Annotated in this window: 16 protein-coding genes and 1 riboswitch; of the genes, 11 read left to right on the top strand and 5 right to left on the bottom strand. The window is 49.0% G+C overall.

Annotated features, from left to right (window positions below):
• Positions 1-21: 21 nt before the first annotated feature.
• Positions 22-408: a hotdog fold thioesterase gene (locus tag ACXAD6_RS13320; protein ID WP_474970430.1), complete on the bottom strand. Its 387-nt coding sequence runs from the start codon at positions 406-408 to the stop codon at positions 22-24.
• Between the two features lie 133 nt (positions 409-541).
• A complete protein-coding gene (locus tag ACXAD6_RS13315; RefSeq protein WP_474969266.1) occupies positions 542-1,483 on the bottom strand; it encodes a 1,4-dihydroxy-2-naphthoate polyprenyltransferase in 942 nt (313 codons plus the stop codon).
• 223 nt (positions 1,484-1,706) lie between these two features.
• On the opposite strand from ACXAD6_RS13315, the gene ACXAD6_RS13310 reads away from it, so the two are divergent.
• The 8 genes from ACXAD6_RS13310 (at position 1,707) to ytkD (ending at position 10,152) form a co-directional block, all read left to right on the top strand.
• Positions 1,707-3,098 (top strand): isochorismate synthase, encoded by a 1,392-nt coding sequence (locus ACXAD6_RS13310; protein WP_474969265.1) that lies wholly within the window; start codon positions 1,707-1,709, stop codon positions 3,096-3,098.
• Complete coding sequence (gene menD, locus ACXAD6_RS13305) at positions 3,098-4,843, top strand: 2-succinyl-5-enolpyruvyl-6-hydroxy-3-cyclohexene-1-carboxylic-acid synthase (protein ID WP_474969264.1); 1,746 nt, start codon at positions 3,098-3,100, stop codon at positions 4,841-4,843. The genes ACXAD6_RS13310 and menD overlap by 1 nt, the downstream gene beginning before the upstream one ends.
• A complete protein-coding gene (menH, locus tag ACXAD6_RS13300; protein ID WP_474969263.1) occupies positions 4,833-5,630 on the top strand; it encodes a 2-succinyl-6-hydroxy-2,4-cyclohexadiene-1-carboxylate synthase in 798 nt (265 codons plus the stop codon). Before menD ends, menH begins: the two co-directional genes overlap by 11 nt.
• A 59-nt stretch (positions 5,631-5,689) precedes the next feature.
• On the top strand, positions 5,690-6,508 hold the full coding sequence (menB, locus tag ACXAD6_RS13295) for a 1,4-dihydroxy-2-naphthoyl-CoA synthase (RefSeq protein ID WP_206933628.1): 819 nt from the start codon (positions 5,690-5,692) through the stop codon (positions 6,506-6,508).
• 77 nt (positions 6,509-6,585) lie between these two features.
• Positions 6,586-8,043 (top strand): o-succinylbenzoate--CoA ligase, encoded by a 1,458-nt coding sequence (locus ACXAD6_RS13290; protein ID WP_474969262.1) that lies wholly within the window; start codon positions 6,586-6,588, stop codon positions 8,041-8,043.
• On the top strand, positions 8,040-9,143 hold the full coding sequence (gene menC / locus ACXAD6_RS13285; RefSeq protein WP_474969261.1) for an o-succinylbenzoate synthase: 1,104 nt from the start codon (positions 8,040-8,042) through the stop codon (positions 9,141-9,143). Before ACXAD6_RS13290 ends, menC begins: the two co-directional genes overlap by 4 nt.
• 54 nt (positions 9,144-9,197) lie before the next feature.
• The gene (locus tag ACXAD6_RS13280; protein ID WP_474969260.1) at positions 9,198-9,509 is read left to right on the top strand and encodes a hydrolase; all 312 of its coding nucleotides are present in this window, start codon (positions 9,198-9,200) and stop codon (positions 9,507-9,509) included.
• 178 nt (positions 9,510-9,687) lie between these two features.
• Positions 9,688-10,152 (top strand): RNA deprotection pyrophosphohydrolase, encoded by a 465-nt coding sequence (ytkD, locus tag ACXAD6_RS13275; protein ID WP_027956479.1) that lies wholly within the window; start codon positions 9,688-9,690, stop codon positions 10,150-10,152.
• Positions 10,153-10,196: 44 nt separating this feature from the next.
• On the opposite strand, the gene pckA is transcribed toward ytkD, so the two are convergent.
• Complete coding sequence (pckA, locus tag ACXAD6_RS13270) at positions 10,197-11,789, bottom strand: phosphoenolpyruvate carboxykinase (ATP) (RefSeq protein ID WP_281658393.1); 1,593 nt, start codon at positions 11,787-11,789, stop codon at positions 10,197-10,199.
• A gap of 250 nt (positions 11,790-12,039) precedes the next feature.
• Positions 12,040-12,146, top strand: a riboswitch (SAM riboswitch).
• 228 nt (positions 12,147-12,374) lie between these two features.
• Here pckA and metK point away from each other — a divergent pair.
• On the top strand, positions 12,375-13,571 hold the full coding sequence (gene metK / locus ACXAD6_RS13265) for a methionine adenosyltransferase (RefSeq protein WP_474969258.1): 1,197 nt from the start codon (positions 12,375-12,377) through the stop codon (positions 13,569-13,571).
• Positions 13,572-13,715: 144 nt separating this feature from the next.
• On the opposite strand, the gene ACXAD6_RS13260 is transcribed toward metK, so the two are convergent.
• On the bottom strand, positions 13,716-14,228 hold the full coding sequence (locus tag ACXAD6_RS13260; RefSeq protein ID WP_474969257.1) for a gamma carbonic anhydrase: 513 nt from the start codon (positions 14,226-14,228) through the stop codon (positions 13,716-13,718).
• A gap of 59 nt (positions 14,229-14,287) precedes the next feature.
• On the opposite strand from ACXAD6_RS13260, the gene ACXAD6_RS13255 reads away from it, so the two are divergent.
• Together ACXAD6_RS13255 and ACXAD6_RS13250 are read left to right on the top strand one after the other, a co-directional pair.
• Positions 14,288-15,070 (top strand): lysophospholipase, encoded by a 783-nt coding sequence (locus ACXAD6_RS13255; protein WP_474969256.1) that lies wholly within the window; start codon positions 14,288-14,290, stop codon positions 15,068-15,070.
• Positions 15,071-15,082: 12 nt separating this feature from the next.
• The gene (locus tag ACXAD6_RS13250; protein WP_474969255.1) at positions 15,083-16,156 is read left to right on the top strand and encodes a tetraprenyl-beta-curcumene synthase family protein; all 1,074 of its coding nucleotides are present in this window, start codon (positions 15,083-15,085) and stop codon (positions 16,154-16,156) included.
• A gap of 16 nt (positions 16,157-16,172) precedes the next feature.
• Here the strand turns inward: ACXAD6_RS13250 and mnmM are convergent, their stop codons facing one another.
• A complete protein-coding gene (gene mnmM, locus ACXAD6_RS13245) occupies positions 16,173-16,775 on the bottom strand; it encodes a tRNA 5-(aminomethyl)-2-thiouridylate-methyltransferase MnmM (RefSeq protein ID WP_474969254.1) in 603 nt (200 codons plus the stop codon).
• Between the last annotated feature and the right edge of the window lie 33 nt (positions 16,776-16,808).

The raw sequence follows: 16,808 nt of genomic DNA, 5'->3' as shown, positions 1-16,808 counted from the left end.
CTTCCTTTTTATAAGGATGGCTTACTTTTTTAAAGGAACAACCCCGAGGGTGCATCTGGAAATACAGAGCAGCGTGCCGGATTCATGGACGATACGGATTTCCCACACCATTGTCGTTTTACCGATATGGGAAGGGACGGCTGTTGCTGTCACCCAGCCTTCTCTTGCGCTCTTTATATGGTTGGCGTTGATTTCAATACCGAAGACCTGCTGCTCGTTGGTATCGATGTTTAAAAATCCGCCGATACTTGCGGCGCTTTCAGCCAGGGCAACGTTCGCACCCCCGTGGAGGAACCCCATCGGCTGATGAGTACGGGCATCCACTGGCATGCGCATTTCCACTTCATCCGGTTCTGCTTTCATGACTTCCATCCCCAGGGCTTCCATCAATGTATTCTTCATCATCATCTCATTCATAGTCATCCCATCCTTTATGTAATATTCCCATTGAACCAATGGTCAAACCTATAGAAAAGAAGGATGGTTCTCCATCCTTCTTTCAGACAATGGTGTAATGTGTTTACGCCGTTTCCCTTTTATATCAAAGAGGGAAGTACAGTTGTATAAGCAGCGACAATCCGAGTAGGAATCCATACAGGGTATTCGTCTGCGCTGTTGCTTTCATAGCCGGCATCATTTCCAGGGGTTCTTTTTTTCCTATAAATCCCTGAATGGCCTTTCTGGCTTTTCCTAAACTAATGAGAGTCACCAGCGACCACCATGGCAGGAGGCCGATCATCATAAGGACAGCCGTCCAAAGATAAGCGATGGCGAAGAGAGCTGTCAAAAAGCGGATGGATCCTTTATGGCCGAAAAGGATCGCTAACGTTTTCCTGCCGTTTTCAGCGTCGTTTTCCCTGTCGCGGATATTGTTCGCTAACAGGATGCAGCCGACGAAGATGGCGACGGGAACAGAAACGATCAGCACATCTGCGGTTAGCGTCATCGTTTGGATATAGTAGCTGATCGCTATTATGATGGTGCCCATAAAGAAGCCTGCTGTCAGTTCACCGAGCGGTGTATAGGCGATGGGAAACGGTCCGCCGGTGTAAAGATAACCGAACAACATGGATACCAGTCCGACAGCAGCCACCCACCAGCTGGAGGAGGCACATATATAGACACCGAGCAGTCCGGCAGCAGCGAAAAAGCTGAGAGCCAGCAGCAATACCATCTGCGGACGGATCCCGTCACGGACAATGGTCCCTCCAATGCCGACGGAGTTCTCATTATCCAGCCCCCTGACATAATCGTAGTATTCGTTAAACATGTTCGTAGCCGCTTGAATGAGAATGGAAGCCAGCAGCATGGCTGCGAACAACCAGAAATTAAAGGACTGTTCGATGGCGGCCAGCATCGTCCCGACGAAAACGGGGACAAAAGCAGCCGTCAAGGTGTGGGGGCGCAGCAGTCTCCACCACACCTGAAAACCTTCACGTTCATTCAAGGAAGCTTTTATATTTTGGTTTTGTATGGAACTCATGGATGTTCTCTCCCTTGTCATTCTACAATTTTTATGATAACAATTTAAGTTTAGGGAAAGAGTCCCGGGGTGTCAATCATTCGGTGAAAATGCTCCTGGAAGGTAAGATTTCTTGAGTCAATAGAAAAAAGAGAATAAAATAGAGAGTGGTGCATGCAGTTCCATTTAACTGTGTAGTAAATATGGATTACTCAACGTCCCTTAAGGAATGGGAGGAATGAATATGCTTCATACGAAGGCCCCTCATATAGAAGAAATAGCAGGGGAAGCCCTTCAGAGAGCGCATCTTCTTGGGGAACCTCAATGTATAAGTATCGTTGAACATATAGATGATATGGATGCTTTTCAGTTTTTTCATACCGGTGAGGCGGTTGATCTTCACCGGACGTTCTGGCAGAGTGCGGATAATGACTTGACGATGGTCGGCATCGGACGGGCCAGCCAGCTTTACGCCGAACGTGCTGATCGTTTTCAGGAAGTGCAGAGATTGTGGCAGAAGCTTATGGACAATGCTGTTGTCTATGACGATTATCAGAAAAAGGGTACAGGATTAACCGCCTTGGGGGGATTCAGCTTTGATCCGGGAGAAGCGGAGGAACGTCTGTGGGAAAGCTTCCCCGACAGTCAGATGACAATTCCGGCTTTTCTGCTCACGAAAGTGGACGGGGCTTCTTACTTAACAATGAATGTTCTCATTTTCCCCGAAGACCATTTGAAGCAGATGGTCCATCAGCTTTTGGAGCAGCGCGGAATGCTGCTTCAATCCGAAACTTTTGAACCATTATTTCCCGTAGTGACTGGCAGGGAGGAAATAGCGCCTGCCCAATGGAAAGAAACGGTGAAGAAAGCAACAGAAGATATCAGACAGGGAAAAATCAGCAAAGTTGTCCTGGCCAGGGAACTGCGTCTGAAGTTTCAGGATGCTGTTCAGGCCGCTTCTGTGATTAAGGAGCTCGCTGATTCACAGCCGAACAGCTATATTTTCGCCTTTGAGAGCCAGGGGGATTACTTTGTCGGCGCTACTCCTGAGCGGCTTGCCAAGCTTGAAAGCCGCACGCTTGTATCTACCTGTCTGGCAGGAACAATACCGCGGGGAGCTACGTCTGAAGAGGACGAGGCACTCGGGCTGGAGCTGTTGAACGATTCAAAAAACCGCCAGGAACATCAATTTGTCGTAGATATGATTAAAGAGGCGGTGGAAGCCTGTTCCAGCGCAGTCTCGATTCCGGAAGCTCCTGTGCTGTACCCGTTGAAAAATCTTCAGCACTTGTATACGCCTGTAACGGCCGTACTGGATGAAGGGTATACGCTTCTGGATGTTGTTGAAAAACTTCACCCGACACCAGCCTTAGGCGGGATGCCGCAGAAGGAAGCCGTTTCCTATATCCGTCAGTATGAGCGTTTGAACAGAGGGTGGTATGCCGGTCCTGTAGGCTGGTTTGATGCAAAGAATAACGGCGAGTTCGCGGTTGCCATCCGCTCCGCGCTTATTCAACAGGATAAGGCGTCCTTATTTGCGGGATGTGGTGTGGTGGAAGATTCCGACCCACAGGCGGAATATGAGGAAACGGCTGTTAAACTTAAGCCGATGCTGACAGTTTTAGGAGGCTTGTAATGGGACATGTGGAAGCTTTAACGAAGTATGTGACACATTTTGTCGACCAGCTTGCATTTTCAGGAGTGAGACAGGTTGTTATTTCTCCGGGGTCCCGGTCTACGCCGCTGGCCCTGACATTTGCTGAGCATTCAGAGGTGAAACACTGGGTTCACCTTGATGAACGCTCAGCTGCTTTTTTTGCCTTGGGGATAGCCAGGCAGACCAATGAGCCGGTGGCTCTTGTCTGTACGTCCGGGACAGCCGCCGCCAACTATTATCCCGCTGTCGTGGAAGCGTACTACAGCCGTGTTCCACTCGTAGTTCTGACAGCGGACAGGCCGCACGAGCTGCGTGAAACCGGTGCTCCTCAGGCCATCAATCAGCTCCAGATGTATGGCAGTTACGCAAAATTCCATGTGGATTTAGCGCTTCCCGAGGAAAATAACTTCATGTATGCACGAAGACAGGCGGCAAGAGCTGTAGGGGAGGCCGTCACTGGACAGCAGGGTCCGGTTCACTTAAACCTTCCTTTCAGGGAGCCGCTCATCCCTGACTTTTCCCTGGAAGGGGCCTGGCGCGGGGACACGCCTCCCGTTCCGGTTCCTTCAGCAGGGAAAAAACAGCTCGATTCACAGGCGCTCAGTCATCTGTTGGAGCAGCTTGGACGTTTGGATAAAGGACTGATCGTCGTAGGTCCTCAAATTGATGAGGAGCTCGCGGAAGCTGTCACGGACCTGGCTGCCCGCCTCGGCATTCCGGTTTTTGCTGATCCTTTATCCCAGCTCAGGGCCGGGGATCACGATAAACGGCATGTTATTGAAAGTTACGGGGCCCTGCTGAAATCCTCCTGGGTAAAAGAGAACATGAAGCCGGACTACATTCTCCGTTTTGGAGCCATGCCTGTATCCAAAACGTACTTGAAGTGGGTTCAGCACCATAAGGAGGCCGTCGAACATTTTGTTGTCGATGATGAACCCGGATACCGGGAGCCGGCAGGGCTTGCTGTCCAGTATATCTGGGCAGAATCCGTGGAACTCTGCCGCCGGTTAGCTGCTGAACTTCCGGAGGGGAATGTTCAGACACCGTGGCTTGCAGAGTGGCAGCAGATGAACACGATTTCCAAAACTGAAATGATGAAAGACCCGGGTAAAGCGTTGAACGAAGGGCATGCGGTGGCTTACCTCGCTGAGGCTCTTCCGGATCAGTCCACCTTTTTTATTGGAAACAGTATGCCGATCCGGGATGTTGACAGTTTCTTCATGTCGACGCCGAAGCGGGTGACCATGATGGCCAACCGGGGAGCCAACGGGATTGACGGTGTCATTAGTACAGCGCTCGGTACGGCGGCGGCCGGACAGAAAACAACACTGCTTCTTGGGGATATTTCCTTCTTCCATGATATGAACGGTCTTTGGATGGCGAAAAGTCAGGGGCTTCCTTTGACCATTGTCGTCATCAATAATGATGGGGGAGGCATTTTTTCTTACCTGCCTCAGTCTAAGGATCCGAAGCATTTTGAGGAACTATTTGGGACGCCGCTTGGACTCGACTTGAAGCCGGCGGTTGAAATGTATGGAGGCCGCCACTTACGCGTGCAGACGTGGGAGGAGTACCGGCAGTCGGTGTCCGAAAGCGCCTCGTCCCAACAGCTGACGGTGATTGAAGCAATGGTCAGCCGTGATGATCATGTCGACTTTCATAATACACGTTGGAATGATGTGCATGATGCAGTGATACGGTGGAGGGAAAACGATGAACAGTAATATAAACGGCCGCGAATACGGAGTGGAGCGGACAGGAAGAGGAGAGCCTCTCCTCCTTCTTCACGGATTTACCGGTACGTCCGGGACCTTTGACGAAGTATTGTCGTATGTAACAGGATCTTATGATATTGTTAAAGTCGACCTGCCCGGCCATGGGAGCACAGGTCCGATGGGGGCGATTTCCATGGAGCGCTTCTGCAGGGATCTTCATGAACTACTTGATCGTTTGGAGATCGAACAGGTTCATCTGCTTGGATATTCACTGGGCGGCAGGGCTGCGCTTTCCTTCGCTATGCTTTACCCACATAAAGTGAAAAGTATCCTGCTGGAAAGTGCTTCTCCGGGTCTTGCTTCAACGGAAGAACAGCTGGCGAGACAGGCAAAGGATAAAGCGCTGGCTGATATGCTTCTGCGGGAAGGTCTGAATGCTTTCGTTGATTACTGGGAGCAGATGCCTCTCTTCCGTACGCAGGACCGCCTTCCGGAAGAGAGGAAGCAGCAGATCCGGAGTGAGCGCCTCAGCCAGCAGGGCCGGGGTCTTGCGGAATCACTTTCGGGAATGGGGACGGGCCATCAACCGTCGTGGTGGGAACAGTTAACCACTTTAACCGTTCCTGTCTGTCTTATTACAGGGGCAGAGGATGAGAAGTTCCAAAACATCAATAAACAGATGTCTGAACTTCTGCCTGAAGTCCATTGGAAAGAGGTGGAAGGGGCCGGACATGCCGTACACCTTGAGAAACCGCGAATTTTTGCTAAAATTGTAGATAGCTTCATGTTAAAATAGTCAATGAAAGCGTTTTTCATGAGGGTATATAGATGAAACATAATGAAGGAGGAAATGATATGTCTTTTGATTGGATTCAAGATCGCGAGTACGAAGATATTATGTACGAGCGTTTCGAAGGGATTGCTAAAATTACGATAAATCGTCCGGAGGTCCGCAACGCGTTCCGTCCACAGACGGTTTCCGAACTGATCGACGCATTTGCCTATGCCCGTGACGATTCCAGAATTGGTGTGATTGTTCTTGCCGGAGCCGGTGATGATGCATTTTGTGCCGGAGGTGACCAGAAAGTACGTGGGCACGGTGGATATGTCGGCAACGACCAGATCCCACGCTTGAACGTCCTGGATCTTCAACGTTTGATCCGTGTTATTCCTAAACCGGTCGTAGCTATGGTTTCCGGTTATGCTATTGGTGGAGGTCACGTCCTACATATTGTCTGTGACCTGACGATTGCTGCTGATAATGCGATCTTCGGCCAGACTGGACCGAAAGTCGGCAGCTTTGACGCCGGTTACGGCGCTGGTCTTCTTGCGCGTATCGTCGGCCATAAGAAAGCCCGTGAAATCTGGTACCTGTGCCGTCAATACAGTGCAAAAGAAGCGGAAGACATGGGACTTGTCAACACGGTCGTTCCTTTGGAGGAGCTTGAAGCAGAAACGGTTCAATGGTGCCGAGAAATGCTGGATAAATCCCCGACAGCTCTGCGTTTTTTGAAGGCTTCCTTCAACGCAGATACAGATGGTCTTGCCGGTCTGCAGCAAATGGGTGGAGACGCAACACTTCTTTACTACACAACCGATGAAGCAAAAGAAGGCCGCGACGCCTTTAAGGAAAAGAGAAAACCTGATTTCGATCAGTTCCCTCGTTTCCCTTAATACGTGGACATCATAAACGAAGGGGCATTCCAAAGAAGGGAATGCCCCTTTTCCAATGAACGAAAGGAGAGAACGATATGGGGGAAAAGATTCCTCACTGGCTGGATAAACAAGCCTTTTTAAATCCGGAAAAAACAGCACTGGAAACACCAGAAGGAGACGTTTGGACATTTTCTGAACTTCAGGAAAGAAGCCGGCAGACGGCCCATTACTTGAAACGTATGGGAGTGGAGGAAGGTGATCATATTGCTTTTCTTTCAGGAAACGATATTCATTTTCCTGTGTTCATCCATGCGGTCAGTTATATAGGAGCTGTCGTCGTCTTGTTGAATACAAGGCTGACAGCCCCTGAAATCTCTTATCAGCTTCAGGATGCCGATGTCTCCCGAATGTTTTTTGCAGCCTCTTTAAGAGAGAAAGCACACCAAGCTGTTGAACAAACAGGGGTGAAGGCTGTGGAGTGCAGGAATGAACCTTCCGGGAGCAGGGAGGAAGGGGAATTGAAAAAAGAGATTGATTTTGATGCTCCCTATACGATGATGTACACATCCGGAACGACAGGAAATCCAAAAGCCGTGATTCACACCTATGGCAACCATTGGTATAGTGCGGCTGCTTCCGCTTTCAACCTTGGTTTGACGCCTGATGATAAGTGGCTCACCTGCCTGCCGCTTTTTCACGTCGGCGGTTTTTCTGTATTGATCAAGAGTGTGGTTTACGGAATGTCCGTGTACCTTATGGCTAAATTCGATCAAGAGCAGGTCCATGAAGCTGTGATGAATAAGGGCGTGACCCATGCGTCTGTCGTTACGGTGATGCTCCAGCATCTTGTGAAACGGGCGGGTTCATCCGGCTATCCGGATACGTTCCGCTGCATGCTGCTCGGAGGCGGCCCCGTTCCGAACGTGCTGTTAAAGAACTGCTCTCAAAAGGGAATCCCTGTTTTCCAGACCTATGGGATGACGGAAACCTCCTCACAAATTGCGACATTGAGCCCTGCTTCCGCTTTTGATAAAGCGGGATCTGCAGGAAAAGCATTGAGCCTTGCCGAGCTGTGGATCGACAGTCCGGTTCCCGGGGAGATTGGAGAAATCATTGTCCAAGGTCCGATGGTTTCGAAAGGCTATTATAACCGCCCTGCACGGCAGGAACCTTATATTCATACCGGGGATCTTGGGTATCAGGATGAGGACGGCTTTTTATATGTCGTCGACCGTGTGAAGGATATGATTATTTCCGGCGGTGAAAACGTGTACCCTGCTGAAATAGAAAGCGTGCTTACAGAAATCCCTGGTATTAAAGAGGCCGGCGTTACGGGGCGTCCGGACGATCGCTGGGGGGAAGTGCCGGCAGCTTTCCTTGTGGCGGAGGATGAGACGATCAGGGATGAGGACATCTACCGTTATGTCCATGAAAGGCTGGCGAAATATAAGCAGCCGGCTGATATATACTGGGTTCAGGAGCTGCCGCGAAACGCCTCCAACAAGTTACTGAGAAGGGAATTGTTTTCCCTGACAGAGGGCGGGGACCGATGAAAATCGAGAAAATCATCCTCAAAAAAATTGAGCTGAAGATGAAACATCCCTTCCGTACGAAAAGGGGAAGTCTAACGTCACGTCCGCTTATTATCGTTGAAGCTCACGATCGCTCAGGCTTGACCGGATATGGAGAGGTGACGGCATTTCCAGAGCCTTTTTATACGTATGAAACGACAGCCACGGCATGGCATGTCCTCGAGGGTTTTCTTATCCCTTTGTTGGCGGGAAACGCCCTTTCCCACCCAGCGCAGTTTCAGGAAATCGCAGCTTCCGTGCAGGGCCACCCGATGGCCAAAGCAGGATTGGAAGGCGCTGTCTGGGATCTTTATGCCAAACAGAAGGAAACAAGCCTTGCCTCTTTGATCGGTGGAACGAGGAAGATGGTACAGGCGGGAGCTGTCCTTAGTCTGAGTGACCACCTTGAGCAGGATATTGCTGAACTGCAGATGGAGGGCTATGAAAGGTATAAGCTTAAAATCATCAAAGGGAAGGAACGGGAAATGATTGAATCGGTCCGGGCTGCTTCTCCGGATCTGCCCATTATGATCGACGGGAACGGGCAGTATGATGAAGCGGATATGGAGAATTTGACCGCTTTGGATCGTTATGGCCTGCTGATGATAGAGCAGCCTTTCCGTTCCGGCGATTTTTATCTGCACCAGCAGCTACAGAAACAGATGCAGACACCGATCTGCCTGGATGAATCGGTGACCTCATTTCAAGATGCTGTACAGGCGGTTGAATTGGGAAGCTGCCGGATTATCAATGTGAAAATCAGCCGTGTAGGAGGATTGGCGGCCGCCAAAGAAATCCATGATTTCTGTGCCGCATCCGGAGTACCGGTGTGGTGCGGGGGTATGGTGGAATCAGGGATATCCAAAGCCCATAACCTTGCCCTTGCCTCTCTGCCTAATTTCACCATACCGGGAGACTTGTCCGGGTCGACGCGTTATTTTGAAGCTGATATTGTAAAGCCTCCCTTGAAAGTGCAGAAAGGCGCCTTACCTGTGCCTCAAGGTCATGGGATCGGCATAGAAGTCGATGAGGAAAAGCTGGCAGAGGCAACACAGCTGTCTTCCACCCATCTCCTTTCCTAAATGGACTCATAACCTTTCCCTTCATGGTTCACACTAAGGGAAAGGAGGGTGAAGATGGAACGAGATCAGTATTACATTAACATCGGTACGCGGGAGATTTCAGTAAATCATGATGCTAATAATGATGATTTTATTATCTACGCCACCCCTGAAGAAGTGACGGCTCTGCGTGAAGTGTTTGATGAGATTGCCCAGGCAGACGGCCGGTCCTTTTACAGGGCTCATATTCCATTTATGCCTTACCATCAGGATCAGGATAACGATGATACCGATGAGGATATGCATAAGGCTTTCCAGCAGATCTATGATCTGGGTGATGAAATGACGAAGAAGCATATTGAGGAAATGGGCGTATTGAAAAATTGAGAGAAGGGCCGCTTCCCCTTTTGAAGCGGTTCTTTCGTACATAATCGGGGGATTTTGTGTCGGTACGGACCGGAAATCCTACAAGTAGAGAGGGACTGGTTTGTATTTGCGGCTGCTTATGGTACGATTTAAACAGGAAAGCGAACGTATAACAAGGATTAAAGGCAGTTGAAGAGACATGAAAACTTTTTATGATTTTTATCAAAATCCTGTCCGGTTATCCTTCGAGGATCACCCTTTTTCTGAAGAGCCGAAACATGTGTGGATCATCTGCCGCTTTCGTGATCAGTGGCTGTTAACCCGGCACAAAGACAGAGGGCTCGAATTCCCTGGTGGGAAAGTAGAAGAAGGGGAGACGGCGGAACAGGCAGCAGTAAGAGAAGTGAAAGAAGAAACAGGAGCCGATATTGATGATCTGACTTATCTTGGGCAGTATCATGTCGATGGAAAAGGCGGAACTGTCATCAAGAATGTCTATTTTGCTACAATATCTGAGCTGGCTGATCAGGATCATTATTTTGAAACGCATGGTCCTGTCCTTTTCCGGCATCTGCCGGGAAACTTGAAAAATAACGACCGGTTCAGCTTCATGATGAAGGATGAGGTTCTGCCGGAATGTTTAAAGCGTCTGGAACACCGCTGAACAGAAAAAATCCGCCGTTTGGATAACGGCGGATTTTTTTCTGTTTAGTTTGTGTGGTGGGTCGGGCCGGCCTGTTTGATTTTATCACTGGCATACGTGAACTTTTTGAAGTTGGCATGAAACTTTTCAGCAAGTTCTTTGGCACTTTCATCATAAGCGGCAGGATTGTTCCACGTTTTTCTCGGGAATAAGACTTCGTCCGGTACTCCCGGGCAGTGGGTCGGGATGTGAAGGCCGAACACAGGGTCTTTATAAGTTTCGGCAGAACTCAGTTCACCTTCCAGAGCGGCATGGATCATGGAACGCGTGTAACTCAGTTTGATACGCTCGCCTTCTCCGTAGGCTCCCCCTGACCAGCCTGTATTGACAAGGAAGACGTCCGTATTGAACTGGTCTATTTTCTCTCCGAGCATTTCAGCATATGCTGATGGAGCAAGCGGAAGGAAAGGGGAGCCGAAGCAGGCGGAGAAAGTCGCTTCCGGCTTGGTAATCCCTCTCTCTGTTCCAGCCAGTTTACTCGTATAGCCGCTTAGAAAATGGTACATCGCCTGTTCTTTTGTTAAACGGCTGATTGGTGGGAGGACTCCCGTGGCATCAGCTGTCAAGAAAATGATGGCATTTGGGTGGCCGGCAATACTTGGCTGGACTGTATTATCAATGTGATCCAGTGGGTAGGCGGCCCGTGTATTTTCCGTCAGGCTCGTATCGTCATAATCCGGCGCGTGCGAATCCGGCTGAAGGACGACGTTTTCCAAAACCGAGCCGAAATGAATGGCATCATAGATCTGCGGTTCTTTTTCTTTGGACAGGTTGATGCACTTCGCATAGCATCCCCCTTCAATGTTAAAGACACCGTAGGGGGACCAGGCGTGCTCATCGTCCCCGATCAGGCGGCGCTGAGGATCAGCGGACAGAGTCGTTTTTCCTGTGCCCGACAGACCGAAGAACAGAGCAACGTCGCCTTCTTTGCCGATGTTGGCCGAGCAGTGCATCGGAAGGACGTTCTTTTCCGGAAGCAGGTAGTTCATGACGGAGAAGATGGACTTCTTGATTTCCCCTGCGTATTCTGTTCCTCCGATGAGGACAACGCGGTGTTTAAACGAAACCATGATGAACGCTTCGGAATTCGTACCATCCACGTCAGGATCTGCTTTGAAGGTTGGAGCAGATATGACAGTGAACTCTGTGTCATGCTCCTCCAATTCGGATGCCTCCGGCCGGATGAACATTTGGCGGGCGAATAAGTTGTGCCAGGCGAATTCTGTAAGAACCTGCATAGGAAGGCGGTAGCGCTCATCCGCTCCTGCAAAACCTTTGAAGACGAATAACTCCCTGCGGTCTTTCAAATAATCGAGCACTTTATGGTATAATTTCACAAACGTATCATCGTCAATAGGCTGGTTCACAGCACCCCATTCGACTTTATCTTCGGTTACGTCGTCACGGACAATGAATTTGTCCTTTGGTGAGCGTCCCGTATAGGTACCTGTCGTAGCCTGAACGGCCCCTTTTTCCGTTAGTGTACCTTCATTGCGGTATAAAATCTTTTCCACTAAATGTGGAACAGATAATTGGTGGTGGACATGGTCCTGGGAAAGTAGAAGATTAAGTTCTGACAGTTGGTTTATTGTACTCATATGCATCGTCCCGCCTTTGCAGTTTAATAATGTGAGATTAGTATAACACATTTATTTTAATCGTCCATACTATTCAGTGGATTGTGGGAAAGTTTTCAACACTGCCATATTTCATGGCTGTTATTATCCTATGATGGTTTGAACAGAACGTTTATCCAGGTTGAATCTGGATGGAAGGGGTGCGTCGAAACCCGATGAATCCAATTGACATTAAACACGCTTTTCGATACGATAGCTGAGAACGGAAACTCTCTTATCCAGAGTTGGTGGAGGGACAGGCCCTTTGAAACCCAGCAACCGTCCGCAGGGACATGGTGCTAACCTGAAGCAAGGAGTCAGCTCCTTGGACGATAAGAGCGAAAGGAAGCAGCCCCTTTCCTCGGTATAGGAAGGGTTTTTTCTTTTTATAAGAAGGAAATGTCCATGACCAGGCCTTGCCGCCTGTTTATTATTTCTGACTGAGAACGTGCACGAAAACGTTTTCGGATCCAGGATGACACTATGAAATGAACTTATGTTTTTCTACACATACTGGTAAAGAGTTCCGTCTAATACTTTGTACTTACAGAAGGAGGAGTTTTTAGAATGCCAGCGAACCGCCGGTTATTCACATCAGAATCCGTGACAGAAGGTCATCCGGACAAAATCTGTGACGCTATTTCTGATGCTATTTTAGATGAAATTTTAAAAAACGACCCGAATGCAAGGGTGGCATGTGAGACAACAGTAACTACGGGACTTGTCCTGGTTTCCGGTGAAATCAGTACGAATACCTATGTTGATATTCCATCGATCGTGCGCCAGACGATTAAAGATATTGGATATACACGAGCAAAATACGGCTTTGATGCAGATACATGTGCCGTTTTGACGGCTATTGATGAGCAGTCCCCGGATATCGCAGGGGGAGTGGATGTTGCGCTTGAATCCCGTGAAGGGAAAATGAGCGATGATGAAATAGAAGCCATCGGTGCCGGTGACCAGGGACTGATGTTCGGCTTTGCCAACAATGAAACGCCCGAATTGATGCCGCTGCCTATTTCTCTTGCCCACAAACTTTCCAAGCGTCTTTCTGATGTCCGCAAAGACGGAACACTCGATTACCTTCGTCCTGACGGCAAGACGCAGGTAACGATTGAATATGATGAAAATGATCAGCCGGTCCGCGTGGATACGATTGTTATTTCGACGCAGCACGCTGAAGAAGTCACGCTCGAACAGATCCAGAAGGATTTGAAAGAGCAGGTGATCGGGCCCGTTGTACCGGAAGGCTATATTGATGATGAAACCAAATACTTTATCAATCCGACCGGGCGTTTTGTAATCGGAGGTCCTCAAGGGGACGCCGGTTTAACAGGACGTAAGATCATCGTAGATACGTACGGTGGATATGCGCGTCACGGTGGTGGTGCCTTCAGTGGGAAGGATGCGACCAAAGTGGACCGTTCTGCTGCATACGCGGCTCGTTATGTTGCGAAAAACATCGTAGCTGCAGGTCTTGCGGATACAGTGGAAGTCCAGCTCGCCTATGCAATCGGGGTGGCCCAGCCGGTTTCCATTTCCATCAATACCAGCGGGTCCGGCAAAGTGTCGGAAGAAAAGCTGGTGGACGCTGTGCGTGACTTGTTTGACCTCCGTCCTGCTGGAATCATTAAAATGCTCGATCTTCGTAAACCTATTTACCGTGATACGTCTGCCTACGGCCATTTTGGACGGACAGATGTTGAGTTTCCATGGGAACGTACGGATAAAGCGGAAGAGCTCAGCGGTCGTTTTCAATAAAAAAAAGCTGTTTCCTTGTTGGAGGAAACAGCTTTTTTTATTTTCACGAGTTGCACTAACGGCAGAGTACGCATTGATTTGATACGGCTATCCACTTCCCTCTGTATGTCTTCTGATCATGCAGGCATCGAGCTGAAAAGCATTTCAGCCCCGAAGGTTCTTATAGTACTGCCCTTTTGCGACATACGATTTCCGGATCCGGTCCATTTCCTTGTAATCCTCTTCTGTTAAGGAACGGATCACCTTGGCCGGCCGTCCGAAGGCCAGTGTATCCGGAGGGATTTCTTTTCCGGGCGGAACAAGGCTTCCTGCTCCGATAAAGGCCCGCTCCCCTATGACAGCGCCATCCAGAATCATGGATCCCATGCCGATCAAAGCGTCCTGTTTAATGTGTGCAGAATGCAGGGTAACCTGGTGCCCGACCGTAACGCCGTCTTCCAGTATGAGAGGCTGGTCAGGGCTTTGGTGCAGCATGCTCAGATCCTGGACATTTGTGTTCTTACCGATATGTACCGATGAGACATCGCCGCGGATGACCGTCTTAAACCAGATGCTTGCGTTCTCTTCTATGACAACATCCCCGGTAATGACGGCATCTTCTGCTGTAAAAGCTGATGGGTGGATGAGAGGTCGTTTTCCTTTATATTCGCAAATCATACGAAGCCCCCTTATAATATGAGTAACATCAGTATATCAAATGAAAAGAGGGATCGGCTGTGGAAAAACTGGAATCGGCCCGTGATCGTGCAACCATCATTCTCGTCCATGGCGCTTTTGAGCATATGGGAAGGTATAAGGAACTTGCTGATCGTTTCCGTCAGGACGGTTTTTCGGTGATTTATGGAGACCTGCCGGGGCAGGGGTTGTCTGATGGGAAGAAAGGTCATATCCGTTCGTTTGGTGATTACGTTGAAACCATTCAAAGCTGGTATGAGCAGGCGGATCCGGATAAAAAAATTTTCCTTCTCGGCCACAGCATGGGGGGGTTGGCTGTGATTCGTTTTATGGAGGAAAAGCAGCCGCAGCTGGATGGTGTGATTTTATCTTCTCCTGCTGTACAGATCCGGAATAAAACGGCCCGCCCGCTGGAGGCTTTTTCCTATCTATTGAATGTTTTTACCCCTTCGCTGCGTATGAAAGCGGGACAGAATCCCGAAAATGTAACTAGAAACCAAATCAAGGTTGAAGAATTCCGTCAGGATCCGCTTGTCATTGATAAAGTATCGGTGCGGTGGTACCGTGAGTTTCAAAAGGCGGGAATCCGGGCGTTTCAACAAGTCAGCCGTTTTCCTGATGTGCCTCTTTTAGTGATGCAGGCAGAGGAAGACCTTTTAGTGGATCCGGCACGCACAAAAGAATGGTTCAATCATGTCGATACCAGTGAAAAAAGTTATAAGCTGTGGCCGGGTCTTTACCATGAGATTTTTAATGAACCGGAAAATGACCAGGTCTATCACCATACACGATCTTTTTTGAGCAACATAATAAATGAACGTTAGGAGTGTCCACCCTTGAAGGAGTCCGTTCCAAGCAATGCTGTCCATCTGCTTTACGAAGTGTATCGGAATGTGTTTCCGCGAGTACATAAAGAACTAGCCTATTGGAAAGATGCTGCCTCCCGAATCCCTGATGAAGAATTAAGAACGCAGGCCCAGGCCAGTATCAAGGATAAAACGTTCCATTGCGAAGGTGGGGCGGTTTATTCCGTGCTTTCCGGTGACCGCCCGGATCTTGCTGTCCGCTTTATTGTCGCTTATCAGACGATCAGTGATTATCTCGATAATTTATGTGATCGGAGCACCTCCATGGATCCTGATGATTTTGAAAGGCTCCACTTGTCGATGGCCGATGCATTAACCCCTGGGAATCCGTGCCGCGACTATTATAAATACAGGGAAGAGAAGGATGACGGCGGGTACCTTCATGAGCTTGTGAAAACCTGCCAGGATGTGCTGAGTCAGGCTGACAATTATCAGATTGTCCATGAGCGGGCACTGAAGCTTGGGCGTTTGTACTGCGACCTTCAAGTACATAAGCACGTGATCGAAGAGGAAAGGATTCCGAGACTGCAGCAGTGGTTCGAACATCACCAGACCGACTGGCCGGAATTGAAATGGTATGAATTTTCCGCCTGCACCGGATCCACCTTGGGCATATTCTGCCTCGTTTCCTATGCGCTGGGGAACAAAATGGATGAGGACCTGGCCCGTAATGTGGAGGACAGTTATTTTCCGTTTATGCAGGGGCTTCATATTCTTCTTGACTATTATATTGATCAGGAAGAGGATGAACGGGAAGGAGATCTCAACTTCTGTTCCTATTATGACCATCAGGAACAGATGAAAGGGAGATTTGAATACTTTGTGCGCAGGACAGATGAAGAGGTTCAGAAGCTTCCGGACCGGTCCTTTCATCAAATGATCCACAAAGGCCTCGTTGGGATGTATCTGGCCGACAGGAAAGTCAGGCGGTTGTCCAATGCAAGAAGCTTTGTGAAGGATATGCTGAAAATCAGCGGCCGGAAAACGGCGTTCTTTTATTTCAATACGAAAATGTACCATAAATTAAAGCCTGGCAGAAGTTAAAACTGCCAGGCTTGTTTTATACGTTTTTCTCGATGGCGATAATAAAGGGAGGGGTCCGATCCTTGTTAATGAAGCTGTAGTTAAGAACTTCATAGTCCTTATGATCCAGTGAGGAGACATAACGGAGGACGGCTTCCTTTTCCTCTTTTCCTCCCGGGTGTCCGTGATAGACAACAAGGACGACAAGGCCGCCTTTCTTTAACGATTTCAAAACGTTTTCGATGGATGTAATGGTGTCATTCGGTTTTGTGATGATGCGTTTATCACTGCCAGGCAGGTATCCTAGATTATAGATAGCCGCCTGGATCATGCCTTTATGCTCCTCCTGCAGGTGCTCCTCAATGTGGGTATGAGAGTCATGAATGACCGTGGCCCTTTCCAGTACTTCGTGCTCTTTCAAACGTGCCCTGGTGTTTTCGACGGCCTGTTCCTGGATGTCAAAAGCGTAGACGTGACCATCGTTGCCGACGAGGTTGGATAAGAATAAGGTGTCGTGACCGTTGCCGCACGTCCCGTCAATGACAGCGCCGCCTTCATGGACGGCCTTTTTCATAAGAGCGTGAGCCTGGTCCAGTATTTTATTTAAAATCATGCTGTGCCTCCAAACAATAGATTCCATTCTATTGTAGCATGAATGGCAGGGGTGAACAGA

This window comes from Halobacillus sp. ABH2_015 (assembly GCF_056158945.1).
Note: the sequence above shows the minus strand (reverse complement) of the source record. Positions and strands in the feature narration are given on the sequence as shown.

Bases quoted from the DNA above. Each gene is read 5' to 3' on its own strand.
- metK (WP_474969258.1), top strand. From the start codon at position 12,375: ATGCCAGCGAACCGCCGGTTATTCACATCAGAATCCGTGACAGAAGGT.
- menH (WP_474969263.1), top strand. From the start codon at position 4,833: ATGAACAGTAATATAAACGGCCGCGAATACGGAGTGGAGCGGACAGGA.
- pckA (WP_281658393.1), bottom strand. From the start codon at position 11,789: ATGAGTACAATAAACCAACTGTCAGAACTTAATCTTCTACTTTCCCAG.
- ACXAD6_RS13290 (WP_474969262.1), top strand. From the start codon at position 6,586: ATGGGGGAAAAGATTCCTCACTGGCTGGATAAACAAGCCTTTTTAAAT.
- menB (WP_206933628.1), top strand. From the start codon at position 5,690: ATGTCTTTTGATTGGATTCAAGATCGCGAGTACGAAGATATTATGTAC.
- ACXAD6_RS13280 (WP_474969260.1), top strand. From the start codon at position 9,198: ATGGAACGAGATCAGTATTACATTAACATCGGTACGCGGGAGATTTCA.
- mnmM (WP_474969254.1), bottom strand. From the start codon at position 16,775: ATGGAATCTATTGTTTGGAGGCACAGCATGATTTTAAATAAAATACTG.
- ACXAD6_RS13320 (WP_474970430.1), bottom strand. From the start codon at position 408: ATGATGATGAAGAATACATTGATGGAAGCCCTGGGGATGGAAGTCATG.
- menC (WP_474969261.1), top strand. From the start codon at position 8,040: ATGAAAATCGAGAAAATCATCCTCAAAAAAATTGAGCTGAAGATGAAA.
- ACXAD6_RS13315 (WP_474969266.1), bottom strand. From the start codon at position 1,483: ATGAGTTCCATACAAAACCAAAATATAAAAGCTTCCTTGAATGAACGT.
- ACXAD6_RS13260 (WP_474969257.1), bottom strand. From the start codon at position 14,228: ATGATTTGCGAATATAAAGGAAAACGACCTCTCATCCACCCATCAGCT.
- ytkD (WP_027956479.1), top strand. From the start codon at position 9,688: ATGAAAACTTTTTATGATTTTTATCAAAATCCTGTCCGGTTATCCTTC.
- ACXAD6_RS13310 (WP_474969265.1), top strand. From the start codon at position 1,707: ATGCTTCATACGAAGGCCCCTCATATAGAAGAAATAGCAGGGGAAGCC.
- menD (WP_474969264.1), top strand. From the start codon at position 3,098: ATGGGACATGTGGAAGCTTTAACGAAGTATGTGACACATTTTGTCGAC.